This is a genomic window from Dickeya oryzae, from assembly GCF_009372235.1.
Classification (GTDB): domain Bacteria; phylum Pseudomonadota; class Gammaproteobacteria; order Enterobacterales; family Enterobacteriaceae; genus Dickeya; species Dickeya oryzae.
This window is the reverse complement of record NZ_ML762920.1, coordinates 939,921-957,956: the sequence shown is the minus strand read 5'-3', so window position 1 is coordinate 957,956 and position 18,036 is coordinate 939,921. Positions and strand designations below refer to the sequence as shown.

20 protein-coding genes are annotated in these 18,036 nt (G+C 54.0%); 18 read left to right on the top strand and 2 right to left on the bottom strand.

Annotated features, from left to right (window positions below; all coding sequences use genetic code 11):
* Positions 1–8: 8 nt before the first annotated feature.
* Positions 9–812: an inositol-1-monophosphatase gene (suhB, locus tag FAZ14_RS04245; protein ID WP_029456396.1), complete on the bottom strand. Its 804-nt coding sequence runs from the start codon at positions 810–812 to the stop codon at positions 9–11.
* Positions 813–939: 127 nt separating this feature from the next.
* Between suhB and trmJ the strand changes: the two genes are divergently transcribed.
* The 11 genes from trmJ to sseB all read left to right on the top strand — a co-directional run bounded on the left by trmJ (position 940) and on the right by sseB (position 9,779).
* Entirely contained in the window at positions 940–1,686 is a 747-nt protein-coding gene (gene trmJ, locus FAZ14_RS04240) for a tRNA (cytosine(32)/uridine(32)-2'-O)-methyltransferase TrmJ (RefSeq protein WP_016941829.1), read from the top strand.
* Between the two features lie 183 nt (positions 1,687–1,869).
* A complete protein-coding gene (iscR, locus tag FAZ14_RS04235; protein ID WP_016941830.1) occupies positions 1,870–2,364 on the top strand; it encodes a Fe-S cluster assembly transcriptional regulator IscR in 495 nt (164 codons plus the stop codon).
* A gap of 58 nt (positions 2,365–2,422) precedes the next feature.
* Entirely contained in the window at positions 2,423–3,637 is a 1,215-nt protein-coding gene (gene iscS / locus FAZ14_RS04230; RefSeq protein ID WP_153508086.1) for a cysteine desulfurase, read from the top strand.
* A gap of 24 nt (positions 3,638–3,661) precedes the next feature.
* The gene (gene iscU, locus FAZ14_RS04225; protein WP_012885713.1) at positions 3,662–4,048 is read left to right on the top strand and encodes a Fe-S cluster assembly scaffold IscU; all 387 of its coding nucleotides are present in this window, start codon (positions 3,662–3,664) and stop codon (positions 4,046–4,048) included.
* A gap of 25 nt (positions 4,049–4,073) precedes the next feature.
* Entirely contained in the window at positions 4,074–4,397 is a 324-nt protein-coding gene (gene iscA / locus FAZ14_RS04220; RefSeq protein ID WP_012885712.1) for an iron-sulfur cluster assembly protein IscA, read from the top strand.
* A 104-nt stretch (positions 4,398–4,501) separates the two neighbouring features.
* Entirely contained in the window at positions 4,502–5,020 is a 519-nt protein-coding gene (gene hscB, locus FAZ14_RS04215; RefSeq protein ID WP_038905248.1) for a co-chaperone HscB, read from the top strand.
* A 74-nt stretch (positions 5,021–5,094) separates the two neighbouring features.
* Positions 5,095–6,945 carry a Fe-S protein assembly chaperone HscA gene (gene hscA / locus FAZ14_RS04210; protein WP_038926551.1) on the top strand — a complete coding sequence of 617 codons (1,851 nt, stop codon included), beginning with the start codon at positions 5,095–5,097 and terminating at the stop codon, positions 6,943–6,945.
* A gap of 1 nt (position 6,946) precedes the next feature.
* Entirely contained in the window at positions 6,947–7,282 is a 336-nt protein-coding gene (gene fdx, locus FAZ14_RS04205) for an ISC system 2Fe-2S type ferredoxin (protein ID WP_016941835.1), read from the top strand.
* A gap of 11 nt (positions 7,283–7,293) precedes the next feature.
* A complete protein-coding gene (gene iscX / locus FAZ14_RS04200; RefSeq protein WP_012885708.1) occupies positions 7,294–7,494 on the top strand; it encodes a Fe-S cluster assembly protein IscX in 201 nt (66 codons plus the stop codon).
* A 100-nt stretch (positions 7,495–7,594) separates the two neighbouring features.
* Positions 7,595–8,890 carry an aminopeptidase PepB gene (pepB, locus tag FAZ14_RS04195; RefSeq protein ID WP_153508085.1) on the top strand — a complete coding sequence of 432 codons (1,296 nt, stop codon included), beginning with the start codon at positions 7,595–7,597 and terminating at the stop codon, positions 8,888–8,890.
* A gap of 94 nt (positions 8,891–8,984) precedes the next feature.
* Entirely contained in the window at positions 8,985–9,779 is a 795-nt protein-coding gene (gene sseB / locus FAZ14_RS04190) for an enhanced serine sensitivity protein SseB (protein ID WP_153508084.1), read from the top strand.
* A gap of 116 nt (positions 9,780–9,895) precedes the next feature.
* Here sseB and sseA read toward each other — a convergent pair whose 3' ends face one another.
* The gene (gene sseA, locus FAZ14_RS04185; RefSeq protein ID WP_153508083.1) at positions 9,896–10,750 is read right to left on the bottom strand and encodes a 3-mercaptopyruvate sulfurtransferase; all 855 of its coding nucleotides are present in this window, start codon (positions 10,748–10,750) and stop codon (positions 9,896–9,898) included.
* A gap of 293 nt (positions 10,751–11,043) precedes the next feature.
* On the opposite strand from sseA, the gene ndk reads away from it, so the two are divergent.
* From ndk to FAZ14_RS04150, 7 genes are all read left to right on the top strand, one after another.
* Complete coding sequence (ndk, locus tag FAZ14_RS04180; protein WP_012885704.1) at positions 11,044–11,472, top strand: nucleoside-diphosphate kinase; 429 nt, start codon at positions 11,044–11,046, stop codon at positions 11,470–11,472.
* Between the two features lie 192 nt (positions 11,473–11,664).
* Positions 11,665–12,843: a dual-specificity RNA methyltransferase RlmN gene (rlmN, locus tag FAZ14_RS04175; RefSeq protein ID WP_016941839.1), complete on the top strand. Its 1,179-nt coding sequence runs from the start codon at positions 11,665–11,667 to the stop codon at positions 12,841–12,843.
* Positions 12,844–13,041: 198 nt separating this feature from the next.
* Complete coding sequence (gene pilW, locus FAZ14_RS04170) at positions 13,042–13,797, top strand: type IV pilus biogenesis/stability protein PilW (RefSeq protein WP_038926556.1); 756 nt, start codon at positions 13,042–13,044, stop codon at positions 13,795–13,797.
* Positions 13,787–14,806 carry a cytoskeleton protein RodZ gene (gene rodZ, locus FAZ14_RS04165; protein WP_153508082.1) on the top strand — a complete coding sequence of 340 codons (1,020 nt, stop codon included), beginning with the start codon at positions 13,787–13,789 and terminating at the stop codon, positions 14,804–14,806. The genes pilW and rodZ overlap by 11 nt, the downstream gene beginning before the upstream one ends.
* A 36-nt stretch (positions 14,807–14,842) precedes the next feature.
* On the top strand, positions 14,843–15,964 hold the full coding sequence (ispG, locus tag FAZ14_RS04160) for a flavodoxin-dependent (E)-4-hydroxy-3-methylbut-2-enyl-diphosphate synthase (protein WP_016941842.1): 1,122 nt from the start codon (positions 14,843–14,845) through the stop codon (positions 15,962–15,964).
* A gap of 156 nt (positions 15,965–16,120) precedes the next feature.
* On the top strand, positions 16,121–17,395 hold the full coding sequence (gene hisS / locus FAZ14_RS04155) for a histidine--tRNA ligase (protein ID WP_038926559.1): 1,275 nt from the start codon (positions 16,121–16,123) through the stop codon (positions 17,393–17,395).
* 13 nt (positions 17,396–17,408) lie between these two features.
* Positions 17,409–18,029 carry a YfgM family protein gene (locus FAZ14_RS04150; protein ID WP_016941844.1) on the top strand — a complete coding sequence of 207 codons (621 nt, stop codon included), beginning with the start codon at positions 17,409–17,411 and terminating at the stop codon, positions 18,027–18,029.
* Positions 18,030–18,036 lie beyond the last annotated feature (7 nt).

The following is an 18,036-nucleotide window of genomic DNA, read 5'->3' as shown; positions in this document are numbered from 1 at the left end:
AGGAAGGGTTAGCGCTTGAGCGCGTCGCTTAACTGGTCGCGGATGGTGGACAGCAGGGATTTCACTACGCGCGGGTTACCCGCAACAATGTTACCGGAAGCAAGGTAGTTATGACCGCCGACGAAATCGGTCACGATGCCGCCAGCTTCACGCACCAGCAGTTCGCCGCCAGCAAAATCCCAGGGTTTCAGGCCGATCTCAAAAAAGCCATCTACGCGGCCTGCTGCCACATAGGCCAGGTCGAGCGCAGCGGAACCGGTGCGGCGGAAGTCGGCGCACTGGCTGAACAACGCCTCCAGTACACGCAGGTAGCTGGCGCTGTGCTGCTTGTGTTTGAACGGGAACCCGGTGGCAAGAATAGTGCCATCCAGATCACGGGCGTTACCGCCGCGCAGGCGATAGCCGTTTAACTGTGCGCCCTGACCGCGAGTGGCGGTAAACAGTTCATTACGCATGGGGTCGTAAACAACCGCGACTTCGGTGCGGCCTTTGACGCGAACAGCGATGGAAACAGCAAAATGGGGGAGACGTTTGATGAAGTTGGTCGTGCCATCCAGGGGATCGATAACCCATTGCACGTCCTGATCCTCACCCACCATTTCACCGCACTCTTCACCAATGATGGTGTGCTGCGGGTAGGCTTTACGGATTACCTCGATAATCAGGCGCTCTGCATCGCGATCAACGTTAGTGACAAAATCGTTAGTGCCTTTCTGGCTGGCCTCAACGGCGTCAGGCGTTTCATAGTTTTTTGCAATCAAGTTGCCGCCTTTGCGCGCTGCGCGCACGGCGATGTTAAGCATCGGATGCATGGTATCGTCCACAAGAATGTTAAAGAACAGAAAACGGCGCGGAGTATAGCAGATTGCAGGAGAAAGAGAAAACAGAGAAGTTTGTGTTAACATACGCCGGTTTTCCGTTTCGTATGACAGAGTCCGCATGTTAGAGAATATACGCATTGTGCTGGTGGAGACGTCGCATACCGGCAATATGGGGTCAACGGCCAGGGCGATGAAAACCATGGGCCTGACTAATCTTTGGCTGGTTAATCCGCTGGTCAAACCCGATTCGCAGGCAATCTCCTTGTCTGCTGGCGCCAGTGATGTCATTGGCAACGCTACTATTGTTGATACTCTTGATCAGGCGCTGGAAGGATGCGGTCTGGTGGTGGGTACCAGCGCCCGTTCCCGCACGTTACCCTGGCCGATGCTGGAACCACGCGAATGCGGTGTGCGCAGTATTCAGGAAGCGCAGCACGCACCAGTGGCTATCGTGTTCGGTCGCGAACGCGTAGGGCTGACGAATGATGAACTGCAAAAATGCCACTATCATGTGGCGATCCCCGCTAATCCTGAATACAGCTCGCTCAATCTGGCGATGGCTGTACAGATCCTGTCTTATGAGGTGCGCGTCGCCTGGCTGGACCGCCAGCAACAGGGCGAAGTGGCACACGAAGAGAGCCCTTATCCGCTGGTAGATGATCTGGAGCGCTTTTATCAGCATCTGGAAGAAACGCTGCTGCATACCGGTTTCATCCGTCAGTCCCATCAGGGACAGGTGATGAACAAGCTGCGCCGGTTGTTTACCCGTGCCCGTCCTGAAACGCAGGAGCTCAACATTCTGCGCGGCATTCTGAGCGCTATCACCAAAACGACGCCATCGGACCCGTCGCAGAATAATCATTGAATAAGAGTGGATTGAGAGCGGTTATTGGGAATACGTGCTGTGCCGGGGTAATAGTTGAGTTATTTACTTGGTTAAATAGTTGACTAAAACACTCAGGAATGTCAGACTTATGACTGTGCTATGTATACTTGACTCATAATACTTGTCTTAATAATACATGTTTATCTTACGGATACCACTAACATGAGACTGACATCTAAAGGCCGCTACGCCGTTACCGCCATGCTTGATGTGGCGCTGCATTCAAAGGAAGGCCCGGTTCCGCTGGCGGATATCTCCGAGCGTCAGGGTATTTCGCTTTCTTATCTGGAACAGCTGTTCTCTCGCCTGCGTAAGCATGGGCTGGTTGCCAGCGTGCGTGGTCCAGGTGGTGGTTATCTGTTGGGCAAAGACTCTGCCGAAATCGCTGTCGGCTCGGTTATCTCAGCGGTGGATGAATCTGTGGATGCCACGCGCTGCCAGGGGAAAGAAGGGTGTCAGGGCGGCGATCGCTGTCTGACCCACACGCTGTGGCGTGATTTGAGTGACCGCATCAGCGAGTTTCTCAATAACATCACCCTGGATGAATTGGTCAATAACAAAGAGATTCTGGACGTCGCGGATCGTCAGGATGCTGACGTGCGTCGTACCGCCAACGGACGCATACAAGAAACCATCAACGTCAACTTGCGTGCCTGAAAGAAAAAAGAACGAAACGCCTTGAACGTTTTGAAGTGATGTACGGAGTTTAAGAGCAATGAAGTTACCCATTTATCTGGATTATTCCGCTACCACACCGGTCGACCCGCGCGTAGCCGAAAAAATGATGCAGTTTCTGACGCTGGACGGTACGTTCGGCAACCCAGCCTCACGCTCTCACCGTTTTGGTTGGCAGGCGGAAGAGGCGGTAGATATCGCCCGTAATCAGGTGGCTGAACTGGTTGGTGCGGACCCGCGCGAGATCGTTTTCACTTCTGGCGCTACCGAATCCGACAATCTGGCTATCAAAGGTGCAGCGAATTTCTATCAGAAAAAAGGCAAGCACATCATTACCAGCAAGACCGAACACAAAGCTGTGCTGGATACCTGCCGTCAGCTTGAGCGCGAAGGGTTTGAAGTGACTTACCTGGCACCACAGCGCAACGGCATCATTGATTTGAAAGAGCTGGAAGCGGCTATGCGTGATGACACTATCGTGGTGTCCATCATGCATGTGAATAACGAAATCGGCGTGGTACAGGACATCGCGACCATCGGCGAAATGTGTCGTAGTCGCGGCATTATTTTCCATGTCGATGCTACTCAGAGCGTAGGCAAGCTGCCGATTGATCTCAGCCAACTGAAAGTTGACCTGATGTCTTTCTCCGGTCACAAGATTTACGGTCCGAAAGGGATTGGCGCGCTGTATGTGCGTCGTAAGCCGCGTGTGCGTATTGAAGCGCAGATGCATGGCGGTGGCCACGAACGCGGTATGCGTTCTGGTACCCTGCCGGTCCATCAGATTGTCGGTATGGGTGAAGCCTATCGCATTGCTAAAGAAGAAATGGCTGAAGAGGCTGTTCGCCTGCGCGCTCTGCGCGATCGCCTGTGGAACGGCATCAACGATATCGAAGAAGTGTACCTGAACGGCGATTTGGAGCAGGGCGCACCGAATATCCTGAACGTCAGCTTCAACTATGTGGAAGGTGAGTCGCTGATCATGGCACTGAAGGATCTGGCGGTGTCTTCCGGTTCGGCTTGTACCTCTGCCAGCCTGGAGCCTTCTTATGTGCTACGTGCACTGGGGATGAACGATGAACTGGCACACAGCTCCATCCGCTTCTCTCTGGGTCGCTTCACGACTGAAGAAGAAATTGACTACACCATCGATCTGGTTCGTAAATCCATCGGCCGTCTGCGTGACCTGTCTCCGCTGTGGGACATGTTCAAGCAAGGCGTGGATATCAACAGCATCGAATGGGCGCACCATTAATTCGCAGGAATCAGGACGTATATTATGGCTTACAGCGAAAAAGTAATTGATCACTATGAAAATCCGCGCAATGTCGGCTCGTTCGATTCATCTGATCCGAGTATCGGCAGCGGTATGGTGGGCGCACCGGCCTGTGGTGACGTGATGAAACTGCAAATCAAGGTCAACGAGCAGGGGATTATCGAAGATGCCCGCTTTAAAACCTACGGTTGCGGTTCCGCTATCGCTTCCAGCTCGCTGGTCACTGAGTGGGTGAAAGGCAAAAGTCTGACGGAAGCCGAATCGATCAAGAACACCCAAATCGCCGAAGAACTGGAATTGCCGCCGGTGAAAATTCACTGCTCTATTCTGGCTGAAGACGCTATCAAAGCCGCCATCGCCGATTACAAGAGCAAACGTAGCGACAAATAACAGGCAGATGAATTAGAGGTTTGCTATGTCGATTTCCCTGAGCGACAGTGCTGCACAACGTGTTAATGCTTTTATGGCTAACCGCGGCAAAGGTATCGGTTTGCGTCTGGGGGTGAGAACTTCTGGTTGCTCCGGTATGGCGTATGTGCTGGAATTTGTTGATGAATTGAACACCGATGATGTGGTGTTCGAAGACAAGGGCGTGAAGGTCATTATTGACGGTAAAAGCCTGGTCTACCTTGACGGTACCGAGTTAGATTTCGTCAAGGAAGGGCTGAACGAAGGCTTCAAATTCAATAACCCTAACGTTTCCAGCGAGTGCGGTTGCGGCGAAAGCTTTAATGTTTAATGTCTGACCGCTGGCCGGTCTGTTGACTGGCTCCCGCCGTGTGGTGTGCTTGTGTATATAGCACGGCGGGCGTGCATGAATTGTCTGCGAACTCAGAGCACACTATGGATTACTTTACTTTATTCGGGCTGCCGATTCGCTATAAGGTGGATGGCAGCCTGCTTGCTTCCCGGTTTCAGGAACTGCAGCGCCAGTTTCATCCTGACCGCTTTGCCGCCAGCCCGGAACGCGACCGTATGATGGCGCTACAACAGGCCGCCACCATCAATAATGCCTATCAGGCGCTAAAGCACCCACTGAAACGCGCCGAGTATATGCTATCTTTGCACGGCTTCGATTTGAGCAGCGAACAGCATACGCTCCATGATACTGCATTCCTGATGGAGCAGATGGAACTGCGCGAAGAGCTCGATGAGATTGAGCGCCGACCGGATGCGGAAAGTGCGCTGGCAGCATTTGCACAGCGTCTGCAAGGGATGACCCGCCAGCGTAGCGAGCAAATGGTGAGCGAGCTGGATGCTGAATCCTGGTCGGATGCAGCGGATACCGTGCGTAAACTACGCTTTTTTGATCGACTCCAGCAGCAGGTCGAACAACTCGAAGAACAATTGCTGGAACGATAAGTCACATTCAATCCGGTAGGGCAATCATGGCCTGGTGTCATCGTTGCCCGCCCGCCAATTGATGGAAGCTCAATATGGCCTTATTACAAATCAGCGAGCCAGGACTGAGTGCAGCGCCGCATCAGCACCGTTTGGCTGTTGGCATTGATCTGGGAACCACCCACTCTCTGGTTGCCACGGTCCGAAGTGGTGAGGCACAGACGTTGCCTGACCATAACGGGCGTCACCTGTTACCGTCCGTTGTGCATTATGACGCTGACGGGCATACCGTTGGTTGGGAGGCGCGTCAGCAGGCGGCCATTGACCCGGTTAACACCGTCAGCTCCGTCAAGCGCTTAATGGGACGGTCACTGGCTGACATCCAGCAGCGTTATCCTCATCTGCCTTATCAGTTTACCGCCAGCGAAAATGGCCTGCCGGTGTTGCAAACCGCTGGTGGTGCACGCAATCCGATTCAGATCTCGGCCGACATTCTGTCTGCGCTGACCCGCCGTGCTGAAGAAGCACTCAATGGGTTACCTGACGGCGTGGTGATTACTGTGCCGGCTTATTTTGATGACGCCCAGCGTCAGGGCACCAAAGATGCCGCCCGTCTGGCTGGTCTGCATGTGCTGCGCCTGCTCAATGAACCGACGGCGGCGGCGATAGCCTATGGTCTGGATTCAGGTCAGGAAGGTGTGATTGCCGTATATGATCTGGGCGGTGGTACCTTTGATATCTCTATCCTGCGTCTTAGCCGTGGGGTATTTGAAGTGCTGGCGACCGGCGGTGACTCGGCATTGGGTGGGGATGATTTTGACCATCTGCTGGTTGAGTGGATCCGCGAACAGGCCGGTATCGTCGTGCGTGATGATCATCAATTGCAACAGACGCTGCTTAATACTGCGGTACAGACTAAGATCGCCCTGAGTGACTCGCACTCTGTGCCGGTATCGGTCGCGGGCTGGCAAGGTGAGATTACCCGTGAACAGTTCAATGCGTTGATTGCACCGCTGGTGAAACGCACGCTATTGTCTTGTCGTCGCTCGCTCAAAGACGCGGGTGTTGATGTAGATGACGTGAAAGAAGTCGTCATGGTTGGTGGTTCTACCCGTGTCCCGTTGGTGCGTGAGCAGGTGGGCGAATTCTTTGGTCGTACGCCGTTGACCTCTATCGACCCGGATAAAGTGGTGGCTATTGGCGCGGCCATCCAGGCGGATATCCTGGTCGGTAACAAGCCTGACAGTGAAATGCTGTTGCTGGATGTTATCCCGCTGTCGCTGGGACTGGAAACCATGGGGGGACTGGTCGAGAAAGTGATTCCGCGTAATACCACGATTCCGGTAGCGCGCGCGCAGGAGTTCACTACCTTCAAGGATGGCCAGACCGCGATGATGATTCACGTGTTGCAGGGTGAACGCGAGCTGGTCCAGGATTGTCGTTCGCTTGGCCGTTTCACGCTGCGTGGCATTCCGCCAATGCCTGCAGGTGGTGCACATATCCGGGTCACCTTCCAGGTGGATGCCGACGGGTTGCTGAGCGTTACCGCGATGGAGAAATCCACCGGGGTGGAAGCCTCAATTCAGGTGAAGCCGTCTTATGGTCTGAGCGATGATGAAATCGCCACCATGATCACCGACTCTATGCAGAACGTGCAGAGTGATATTAGCGCGCGCAGGCTGGCAGAACAGCGGGTGGAAGCCACGCGCGTGCTCGAAAGCCTCAACAGCGCGTTGGCGGCCGATGCCGCGTTGCTCTCCCCGCAAGAGCGTGCGGCGATAGACGCTGCCAGTTTACATTTGCAGCAAGTTGCACAGGAAACCGATGCCTCAGCGATTGAGGCCGCGATTAAAAAACTAGATCAACAAACCCAGGAATTCGCTGCCCGCCGGATGGATGAATCTATCCGCCGTGCGCTGGCGGGGCATTCCGTGGACGAGGTATAACATGCCCAAGATTGTTTTTCTGCCGCATCAGGATTTGTGTCCGGAAGGGGCGGTTTTAGAAGCGAACAGTGGTGAAACCATTCTGGACGTGGCATTGCGTAATGGTATTGAGATAGAGCATGCCTGCGAGAAATCCTGCGCTTGTACCACCTGTCATTGCATTGTTCGGGAAGGGTTTGATTCGTTGGCGGAAAGTACCGAAGACGAAGACGACATGCTGGACAAAGCCTGGGGACTGGAACCGGAAAGTCGCCTGGGGTGCCAGGCGCGTGTCACCGATGAAGATCTGGTGGTAGAAATTCCGCGTTATACCATTAACCATGCACGCGAACATTGATGGGGTAACTCATGGGACTAAAATGGACCGATAGCCGCGAAATCGGCGAAGCGCTGTACGACTTGTATCCAGATACCGACCCAAAAACCGTGCGTTTCACCGATCTACACCGCTGGATTTGCGAATTGGATGAGTTTGACGACGAACCTGATGCGTCAAACGAAAAAATTCTGGAAGCTATCCTGCTCGTGTGGCTGGATGAAGCCGAATAACTAAATTAGTCAACGGGCTACCTTGAGGTGGCCCGTTTTCTCTTTTTTCATCATGGCGATAGTGGGCTGACAAGAGCAAGGCCCAATTTGGAGTAGATGTATGACAACTGAAGCGATGCTGATTACCCTTTCCCATCAGCCAGCAGACTCACGCTGGGGTGAGAAAGCCTCGTTAACCGCCAATGAGCAGGGATTTACCATTCATCTGTCCGGCAACAAGCCGCAGACCATCATTCAGCGCGCTGCCCGTAAAATCGATGGGCAAGGTATCAAACACGTCAAACTGGCTGGTGATGGCTGGGATCTGGAAAGCAGTTGGGCGTTCTGGCAGGGATACCGTGGGCCGAAAGGCAAACGTACGGTGGCGTGGGCCACGTTACCTGAAGCGCAGCAGCAGGAGCTGGAGCGCCGTCTGAAAATCGTTGACTGGGTGCGTGATACCATCAACCTGCCTGCGGAAGATTTGGGGCCGGAGCAACTGGCTACCCGTGCGATTGATCTGCTGTGCAGCGTGGCGGGCGACGCTATCTCCTATCGCATTACCAAAGGCGAGGATCTGCGCGAGCAGAACTATGCTGGCCTGCATACCGTTGGTCGCGGTTCAGAACGTTCGCCGGTATTGCTGGCGTTGGACTACAACCCGACTGGCAACGCAGACGCACCGGTGCTGGCCTGTCTGGTTGGTAAAGGCATCACCTTTGATACCGGTGGTTATAGCCTGAAAGGCAGCAGCTTCATGGATTCCATGAAGTCGGATATGGGCGGTGCGGCGCTGGTAACAGGCGCACTGGCACTGGCGGCAGCTCGTGGTTTGCAACAGCGTGTGAAACTGTATCTGTGTTGTGCCGATAACATGGTCAGCGGCAACGCGTTCCGTCTGGGTGACATCATTCGTTATCGTAATGGTAAAACCGTCGAAGTCATGAATACCGATGCGGAAGGGCGTCTGGTTCTGGCCGATGGTCTGATTGATGCCTGCGAGCAGAATCCGCAGTGGATTGTGGATTGTGCCACCCTGACCGGTGCGGCTAAAACGGCGTTGGGGAATGACTACCACGCGCTGTTTAGCTTCGATGATGCGATGATTGATTCGCTGATGGAGAGCGCCCGTCGTGAAGACGAGCCGTTCTGGCGTTTGCCGCTGGAAGAGTTCCATCGCCAGCATTTACCGTCTAACTTCGCTGAACTGAATAATGTGGCCGGCGCGGCCCATACTGCCGGTGCCAGCACGGCGGCGGCGTTTCTGTCTCACTTTGTGAAAAACTACCAGCAGGGCTGGTTGCATATCGACTGTTCTGCCACCTACCGTAAGTCGGCGGTGGATCAATGGTCTGCTGGTGCAACCGGTTTAGGTGTGCGTACGCTGGCTGATTTCCTGCTGCATAAAGCGGGTTAACCAGGTTCAGGCAACGTGAAGACGACAACAGGGAACCGATGTTCCCTGTTGTCGTTACTGTGCTGACTGCTCATGTTAAGCATTGAGGAGAGTTATGGAGTTTTCACCCCACAATCGGCTGGAAGAGGTGTTAACGCTGGCGGCATCGGAACCGGCGCACCGTCCTGAGTTTTTCAGTGAATTGCTGGAAGCCACGGTATACGTGCTCGGCCACAGTGAAGAACACGAAGTATCCGGCGATGCCATCTCGGCAGACAGCGGCCTGGAATTGCAGCATTGGGAGAAACCCGATGGTGATTCTGCTATCCCGTTTTTTTCTTCGCTGGAAGCGTTACAACTGGCGGTGACCGATGAACAGGCATTTCTGGCGTTACCGGCCAGAACGCTGTTCGATATCACCCGTGGTGCCACGCTGTTTCTGAACCCGAAGTTACCGTATGGCAAAGAGTTTCTGCCGCAGGAGATTGAGCACCTGTTGTCCGCTGAGGGTAATGGTCTGGTGGAACAGCATGTGCTGGATGGCGATACCGAATTGAAAATCGGTATTCCGGCAGAGATGCCAACACAGATGATTGAATCGCTGACCCAATTGTTCAGCAAGCACCGTAACGTCAAGCGGGCGTTTCTGGCGCAGATTCAGGAGCCCGATGAAGAACAACCGCATTTGCTGATTGGTCTGGATATCTATGGCGATGAGGTGGAGGCGTTGATTCAGGCTACCGGTTCGGTGGCAACGGATACGCAGCCCGATGACCGTCCGATTGATATTTGTCTGGTCAATAATGAAGAACCCGGTATCAGTCATTTCCTGATTCGTCACACTACGCCGTTTTACGAACGCAAATGGGGCAGCTTCCTGCGCGAATTCAAAAATAACGTGCAGGCCTAGCGGGAACGCCGTGATAGCGGGTTCGCAGTAAATGCAGTGCACATCAAAACGACACAGGCTGACAGCGCCTGTGCCGTTTTTTATGCATCGAATGTCTGTTTAGCCGCTCATCATCGCTAGCCGGTAACGACCGGCACGTCATCACGTGCGCCCCATTCACTCCAGGAACCGTCGTAGAGCGAAATGTGTGGTGCATTGAGTACAAACAATGCCAGTAGCACGACCGATGCCGTTACCCCAGAGCCGCAACTGGCGACAATCGGACGCTGAATATCAACACCAGCCTGATGAAAGATGGCAGCCAGTTCATCCGCTGGTTTTAGTGCACCCTGGTCAACCAACAGGTTCCAGGGAACGTTGAAACTGCCAGGAATATGCCCACGGCGTAACCCAGGCCGGGGTTCATCCACTTCACCGAGAAAGCGCGGCGCAGGGCGAGCATCAACGATTTGTTCATCACCGTTGTGGCAAAGCTTTAGCACGTCATCAAACGAGCGGATGGTGCCTGCGGCTGGCGTTTGGGCGTGGAATACGTTAGCAACCGGCGACACGTTTCCTTGTTCCAGCGCGAAGCCCTGCTGTTTCCAGCCAGCCAGACCGCCACTGAGGATAGAAATGCGTTGAGCACCGGCCAGTCGCAGCATCCACCAGGCCCGTGGTGCAGAAAACAGGTTGCCTTCATCGTAAATCACCAGATGCTGTTGCTCGCTCAGCCCCAGTTTGCCCAGTGCGTCAGCAAAGGTCGTGGTATCTGGCATCATGTGCGGCAGAGAGGTGTGGTGGTCAGAAAGGGACTCAATATCGAAAAACACCGCGCCCGGCAGATGTTCTGTACGGTATTCGGCGGCAACATCGCGCGTATCGTTGCCTGGCGGCAGCATGCGAGCGTCAATCAAGGCGATATCGGCATCGTGACGATGCGTATTCAGCCAGGACGCGCTAACAAATAGCCCAGCGGCAGATGTAGACATAAAACCTCCCCGTATGGATCGATTCGACCGATCCTGCATGTGTCAATTGATGGCATTGTCAGTAATATTTCTGTGCTGAGCAAGGTGTCTGATACAGCGTCATGGCCTGGGCCAGATTTGTTATCACCGTGCAGGTAGCGTACCGACAAAGAGGATAAATTTTTTTTACGAAAATGTTATTTTCCTGATGGGAAAGTCATGACAGTGCCTCTATAATCGGCGCCACTTTACACGGGCTGGTATTATAATTTTATCTAACCAGCTGTTATGACATGTTATTGGATGAGGCCACTATGACGGTAGAACGTACCTTCTCTATTATCAAACCAAACGCAGTTGCCAAAAACGCGATCGGCGCGATTTATGCCCGTTTCGAAAGCGCGGGTTTCACTATTATTGCCTCTAAAATGCTGCACCTGAGCCGCGAACAGGCCGAAGGGTTCTACGCTGAGCATAAAGGCAAACCGTTCTTTGACGGTCTGGTGGATTTTATGACCTCTGGCCCTATCATGGTGCAGGTGTTGCAGGCGGAAAACGCTGTACAGCGTAACCGCGATATCATGGGCGCTACCAACCCGGCTAACGCGCTGGCTGGCACCCTGCGTGCTGACTATGCTGACAGCTTCACCGCGAATGCGGTACACGGTTCAGATTCTGTGGAATCTGCCGAGCGTGAAATCGCTTATTTCTTCAGCGCTGACGAAATTTTCCCGCGTAGCTAACCGCTCGCGTAGCTAACCGCTATAGTCGGCCAGACACGCGCTTCCCGGTGAAATAATCAGGCTGAGGTAGCGCGGGTGTTATAAAATTTGTACAATGCCGCGCCCTGGGTGAGCACGCGCTTAACCAGGGCGTTTCTTTATCCGTTTCCCTTTCGCGCCATAACGTGTAACAACGAGGCCATGAGTCAATTTATGTCTGAGCAAACCGTATCTTCCGCCGTTGCTGTATCCGACGCTATCGCCGTTGCCGCCAGCAGCAATGAAAAAATCAACCTGTTGGATTTCAATCGCCAGCAAATGCGTGCCTTTTTTGCGCAGCTGGGTGAAAAACCGTTCCGTGCCGATCAGGTCATGAAATGGATCTATCATTACTGCTGTGATGATTTTAACCAGATGACCGACATCAATAAGGTACTGCGCGGTAAGCTGCAGGCGATCGCGGAAATTCGGGCACCGGAGGTCGTAGACGAGCAACGCTCTTCTGACGGTACCATCAAGTGGGCGATTCTGGTTGACGGCCAGCGCGTGGAAACGGTGTACATCCCAGAAGATGACCGTGCCACGCTGTGTGTGTCCTCACAGGTGGGGTGTGCGCTGGAGTGCAAATTCTGCTCTACCGCGCAGCAGGGGTTTAACCGCAACCTGCGCGTATCTGAAATTATCGGGCAGGTGTGGCGTGCGGCGAAAATTATCGGTGCCGCTAAAGTGACAGGGCAGCGACCTATTACCAACGTGGTAATGATGGGGATGGGGGAACCGTTGCTGAACCTGACCAATGTTGTACCGGCGATGGAAATCATGCTGGATGATTTTGGTTTCGGCTTATCTAAACGTCGGGTGACGCTGTCAACGTCTGGGGTTGTCCCTGCGCTGGATAAACTGGGCGATATGATTGATGTGGCGCTGGCGATTTCCCTGCATGCGCCAACGGATGAAATTCGTAACGAAATCATGCCAATTAATAAAAAGTATGATATCGAGACTTTCCTGGCGGCGGTACGACGCTATCTGGACAAATCCAACGCGAATCAGGGGCGTGTCACGGTAGAGTACGTGATGCTAGATCACATCAACGACGGCACCGAGCATGCGCATCAGTTGGCAGAATGCCTGAAAGACACGCCGTGCAAGATAAACCTGATCCCCTGGAACCCGTTCCCCGGCGCACCTTATGGCCGCAGTTCCAACAGCCGGGTTGACCGCTTTTCCAAAGTATTGATGGAGTATGGTTTTACGACTATCGTGCGTAAAACTCGCGGTGATGATATCGATGCGGCATGCGGTCAGTTGGCGGGAGAAGTGGTGGATCGCACCAAGCGTACGCTGAAGAAAAAGATGGAACGCGATACGATTGCGGTAAAAACCGTCTGAAAATGATGTCAAATCAACCTGCTTTCTGAGGAAAGCAGGTGATAAATACGTTTTCGGGGCTTATCATACGGTGGGGTCATTGAAGGCCCGGCGGCAGCGTTATAGCGTTGCTGGTTGATGACAGGCTGTGGTAAGTCATCGATTGCGTTAACATGTCACAGCGGTGACGAGCCAGGATGGCTGCAAGGAGTATCAGGGATGAAACGGATGTTGCCGGGAAAACGTGCGGTGTTGGTCGCAGGTAGTGTATTGCTGGCTGGGTGTGTGCACTCGCCGTCGAAGCAGGCTAACCCTGCTGCGGCACAAACGCGGTTGCAACTCGGGCTGGAATATCTGGCCCGGAATAATCTTGATGCGGCGCGTGATAATCTGCAAAAAGCAGAGCAACTCGCACCGGATGATTACCGCACCCAGTTAGGTATGGCGCTGTACGAGCAGCGTATTGGCGAAAACCCGGCGGCTGAAAAACGCTATCGACGTCTGTTGCGACAGGTGCCCGCTAACGGCGGCGTGATGAATAATTACGGTGCGTTTCTCTGTGGTTTAGGGCAGTATGTAGCGGCGCAACAGCAATTTGCCGCTGCCGCGCAACTCCCTGATTACCATCAGGTTGCCGATGCGCTTGAGAATGCGGGATATTGCTTTCTCAAAGCCGGGCAGTCAGATGAGGCAGGCCAGTGGCTCAGTCGTGCACTGAGATACGATCCTGCGAAAGGCAATCGGCTTCTGGCGGAGGCGGAAAATCGTTTCAACGCCGGGCGCTATGATCAGGCGCGATTGCTCCTGAATATGTATCAGTCACAACTTGCGGCAAGCGCCGAAAGTGTGTGGCTACAGATTCGTTTCGCCGCGCTGGCGAATCATCATGACGAAGTAGAACGTTATGGCGGGTTGCTGGCGCGAAGTTTTCCACAATCCAAACAGTACCAGCAGTTCTTAGCTAATGAATACTGAAGCCACTCAAGATAATACTGCAGCAACGATAATGACTCCTGGCGAACGTTTGCGTGAGGCACGCGAGCAACTGGGATTGACGCAACAGGTTGTTGCTGAACGGTTATGCCTGAAACTATCGACCGTTCGTGAAATAGAAGATAACAATACGCCTGCTGGTCTTGCTCCTACTTTTCTTCGCGGTTACATCCGCTCCTATGCCCGACTGGTTCACCTCCCCGAAGATGAATTATTGCCGATGCTGGAAAAGCAGGTTATGCCAAGTCGCGTTTCCAATGTGGCACCGATGCAGAGTCTGGCATTAGGTAAAAGCCGCAAAAAGCGAGATGGCTGGTTGATGTTGTTCACCTGGCTGATTTTGATCGGCGTGTTGGGGCTGACCGTCGCCTGGTGGTGGCAGAATCATCAGGCCCAACAGCAGGAAATCAATTCGATGGTGGATCACGCCACCGCTTCCCAGAACCGTAATGGCGGGCAGGCAAGCGATGTAAACACTGATCCGGAGCCGGTGGATACCGACGATAATACGGCGGTGAATAATACAGCGGCGAATAACGCGACGGCGAATAACGGGCAGCCTATTGCACTGAACTCACCGGCCGCAACACCGTCTCAACCGGCTGCGTCGACGCCGGTTGCACCGGCAGCGAATAATACGCCTGCAGTGGCGGGGGGCGCGTCTCAGGCTCCTGCGTCGTCTGATCAGCCTTTGTTAAACCAGACCGCTACCGCACCGGCCAGCGCGGCGACTACACCGGAAGCATCAGGTGCTATCGTGATGCGTTTCACCGCAGATTGCTGGTTGGAAGTGGTGGATGCTGCCGGTAAAAAGCTGTTCAGCGGCGTACAGCGTAGCGGCAGTGTATTGAACCTGACCGGCCAGGCGCCGTACCGGTTGAAAATCGGCGCGCCGGGTGCGGTACAAGTCGAGTTTCAGGGCAAGCCGGTTGATTTGAGCCGGTTTGTCAAAAGCCATCAGGTGGCTCGTATTACGCTGACGGCAGAGTAATCGTGCCGTCGCACTGGCAATTGTGGAGAAGAAGTGATGCATAATCCCGCACCCATCAACCGCCGCAAATCAACCCGGATTTATGTCGGCAAGGTGCCTGTCGGTGACGGTGCACCGATTGCAGTGCAGTCGATGACCAATACCCGTACTACCGATGTTGACGCGACAGTCAGACAGATTAAGTCGCTCGAGCGGGTCGGTGTGGATATCGTGCGTGTGTCGGTGCCGACGATGGATGCTGCAGAAGCATTTCGTCTGATTAAACAACAAGTGGATACACCGCTGGTGGCGGATATCCATTTTGACTACCGTATTGCGCTGAAAGTAGCGGAATACGGGGTTGATTGTCTGCGTATTAATCCTGGCAACATCGGTAGCGAAGAGCGCATTCGTTCGGTGGTGGATTGTGCGCGCGACAAAAATATTCCGATTCGCATCGGCGTCAACGCCGGTTCTCTGGAAAAGGACTTGCAGGAAAAGTATGGCGAGCCGACGCCGGAAGCGTTGCTGGAATCCGCCATGCGCCATGTGGATATTCTCGATCGCCTTAATTTCCATTCGTTCAAGGTCAGCGTGAAGGCGTCGGATGTCTTTCTGGCGGTGCAGTCCTATCGCTTGCTGGCGTCTCGTATTGATCAACCGCTGCATTTAGGCATCACAGAAGCGGGTGGCGCACGTAGCGGAGCGGTGAAGTCAGCGATTGGCCTTGGCTTGCTGCTTTCTGAAGGCATCGGTGACACCCTGCGGGTGTCGCTGGCGGCGGATCCGGTGGAAGAGGTCAAAGTCGGTTTTGATATCCTCAAGTCACTGCGTATTCGTTCACGCGGCATTAATTTTATTGCCTGCCCGACCTGCTCACGTCAGGAGTTCGATGTTATCGGCACCGTGAACGCGCTGGAGCAGCGACTGGAGGACATCATCACGCCGATGGATGTTTCCATTATCGGTTGCGTGGTCAACGGCCCGGGTGAAGCGCTGGTCTCGACGCTGGGTGTGACCGGCGGCAATAAGAAGAGCGGTTTTTACGAAGATGGCGTACGCCAGAAAGAGCGCTTTGACAACGACGATATGATCGATCAACTGGAAGCCAGGATCCGCGCCAAGGCGTCTATGCTGGATGAAAAACAGCGTATCGCCGTCAATATGGTGGATAAGTGATCCATCCGGCCAGTCTGGATGCGATCCGGTACGAATTCCTGAACTGAAGCACCCGATGATGGCGGCAGCGACATTGAAGACATTGCGTCGTTGCTTCTATAATCGGGTCTATTTTTTAACAGCGCATTACTTTTTGAAAACGCATAGAGAACTGACGTGGCAAAGAATATTCAAGCCATCCGTGGCATGAACGACTACCTGCCAGCCGAAACGGCACTGTGGCAGCGTATTGAAGATAGCCTGAAACAGGTACTCCGCGGGTACGGCTATAGCGAAATTCGTACCCCGCTCGTCGAGCAGACTTCGTTGTTCAAACGTGCGATCGGCGAAGTGACCGATGTCGTTGAAAAGGAAATGTACACGTTTGAAGACCGCAACGGCGACAGCCTGACATTGCGTCCCGAAGGGACTGCGGGGTGCGTTCGCGCCGGGATTGAACACGGTATTCTGTACAATCAGGAACAGCGGTTGTGGTATACCGGCCCGATGTTCCGTCATGAGCGTCCGCAGAAAGGGCGCTATCGTCAGTTCCATCAGTTGGGTTGCGAAGTGTTTGGTCTGAAAGGACCGGACGTGGATGCGGAAATGATTCTGATGACCGCCCGCTGGTGGCGTGTATTGGGGATCGATCAGCATGTTAGTCTGGAACTGAACTCCATTGGTTCTTTGGATGCCCGTGCGCGTTACCGTGATGCGCTGATCGCGTTTCTGGAACAGCATAAAGATCTGCTGGATGAAGACTGCCGGCGTCGTATGTATACCAACCCGTTGCGGGTACTGGATTCCAAGAATGCGCAGGTGCAGGCGTTACTGGATAACGCACCGGTACTGACCGACTATCTGGATGATGATTCTCGTGCGCATTTCGATGAATTGTGTGAACTTTTAACGCAGTCAGGTATCCCATATAAGATTAATCCACGGCTGGTTCGTGGGCTGGACTATTACAACCGTACTGTTTTCGAATGGGTGACCACCAGTCTGGGATCGCAGGGAACGGTGTGTGGCGGTGGTCGTTATGACGGCATGGTTGAGCAGCTTGGTGGTTCCAGTACCCCGGCGGTGGGTTTTGGCATGGGGCTGGAGCGTCTGGTGCTGTTGGTGCAAGAGGTCAATCCGGCGTTTGCCGCGCCACCTGCCGTTGATGTCTATCTGATTTCATCGGGTGCGGGTACGCAACATGCAGCAATTCGCCTGGCGGAAAACGTGCGTGACGCGCTGCCGCAACTGAAATTGATGACCAACTACGGTGGCGGTAACTTCAAAAAACAGTTTGCCCGTGCGGATAAGAGTGGGGCTCGGGTTGCGTTGGTGCTGGGTGAAACCGAAGTAGCGGCCGGGCAGGTCGTGCTGAAAAACCTGACCAACGGCGAGCAGGAAACTCTGTCTCAAGCGGATGTAGCGGCGCGCCTGGCGGCGTTACTGAATTAAGGAGAAAGGCAGCGTGGAAGTTTATACCACTGAGAACGAACAGGTTGAGGTAATTCGCCGCTTCTTTGCTGAAAACGGCAAGGCGCTGGCTATCGGCGTGGTGCTGGGTGTCGGTGCCCTGGTCGGTTGGCGCTTTTGGCAAAATCATCAGGAAAGCAGCGCGATGGCGGCTTCCGCTGCCTATCAGCAAGTTACCGAATCGCTGTCTGCCGGTACGGCGGAAGGCGTTGCTGGTGCTGAAAAATTTGCTGTCGGTGATCACGGCAATTATGGCGCGCTGACGGCACTGGCGCTGGCGCACCAGTTTGTTGAAAAAAATGATATCGCCAAGGCTGAGCAGCAGCTCCGCCTGGCGTTGAGCCAAACCAAAGATGGCGATCTACAGGCGATGATTAACCTGCGTCTGGCTCGCGTATTATTGCAGCAGAAGAAGCCGGATGAGGCGTTGAAGACGCTGGATGCCATCAAGCTGGAAGGTTGGGCGGCGATGGTCGCTGACGTCCGCGGTGATGTGCTGGCGAGCAAAGGCGACAATCAGGGCGCTCGAGATGCTTACAGTAAAGGCATGGCGGCAAAACCTTCTCAGGGTCTGCAATCCCTGTTGCGTATCAAACTGAATAATCTGCCCAGCTAAGAGGGAC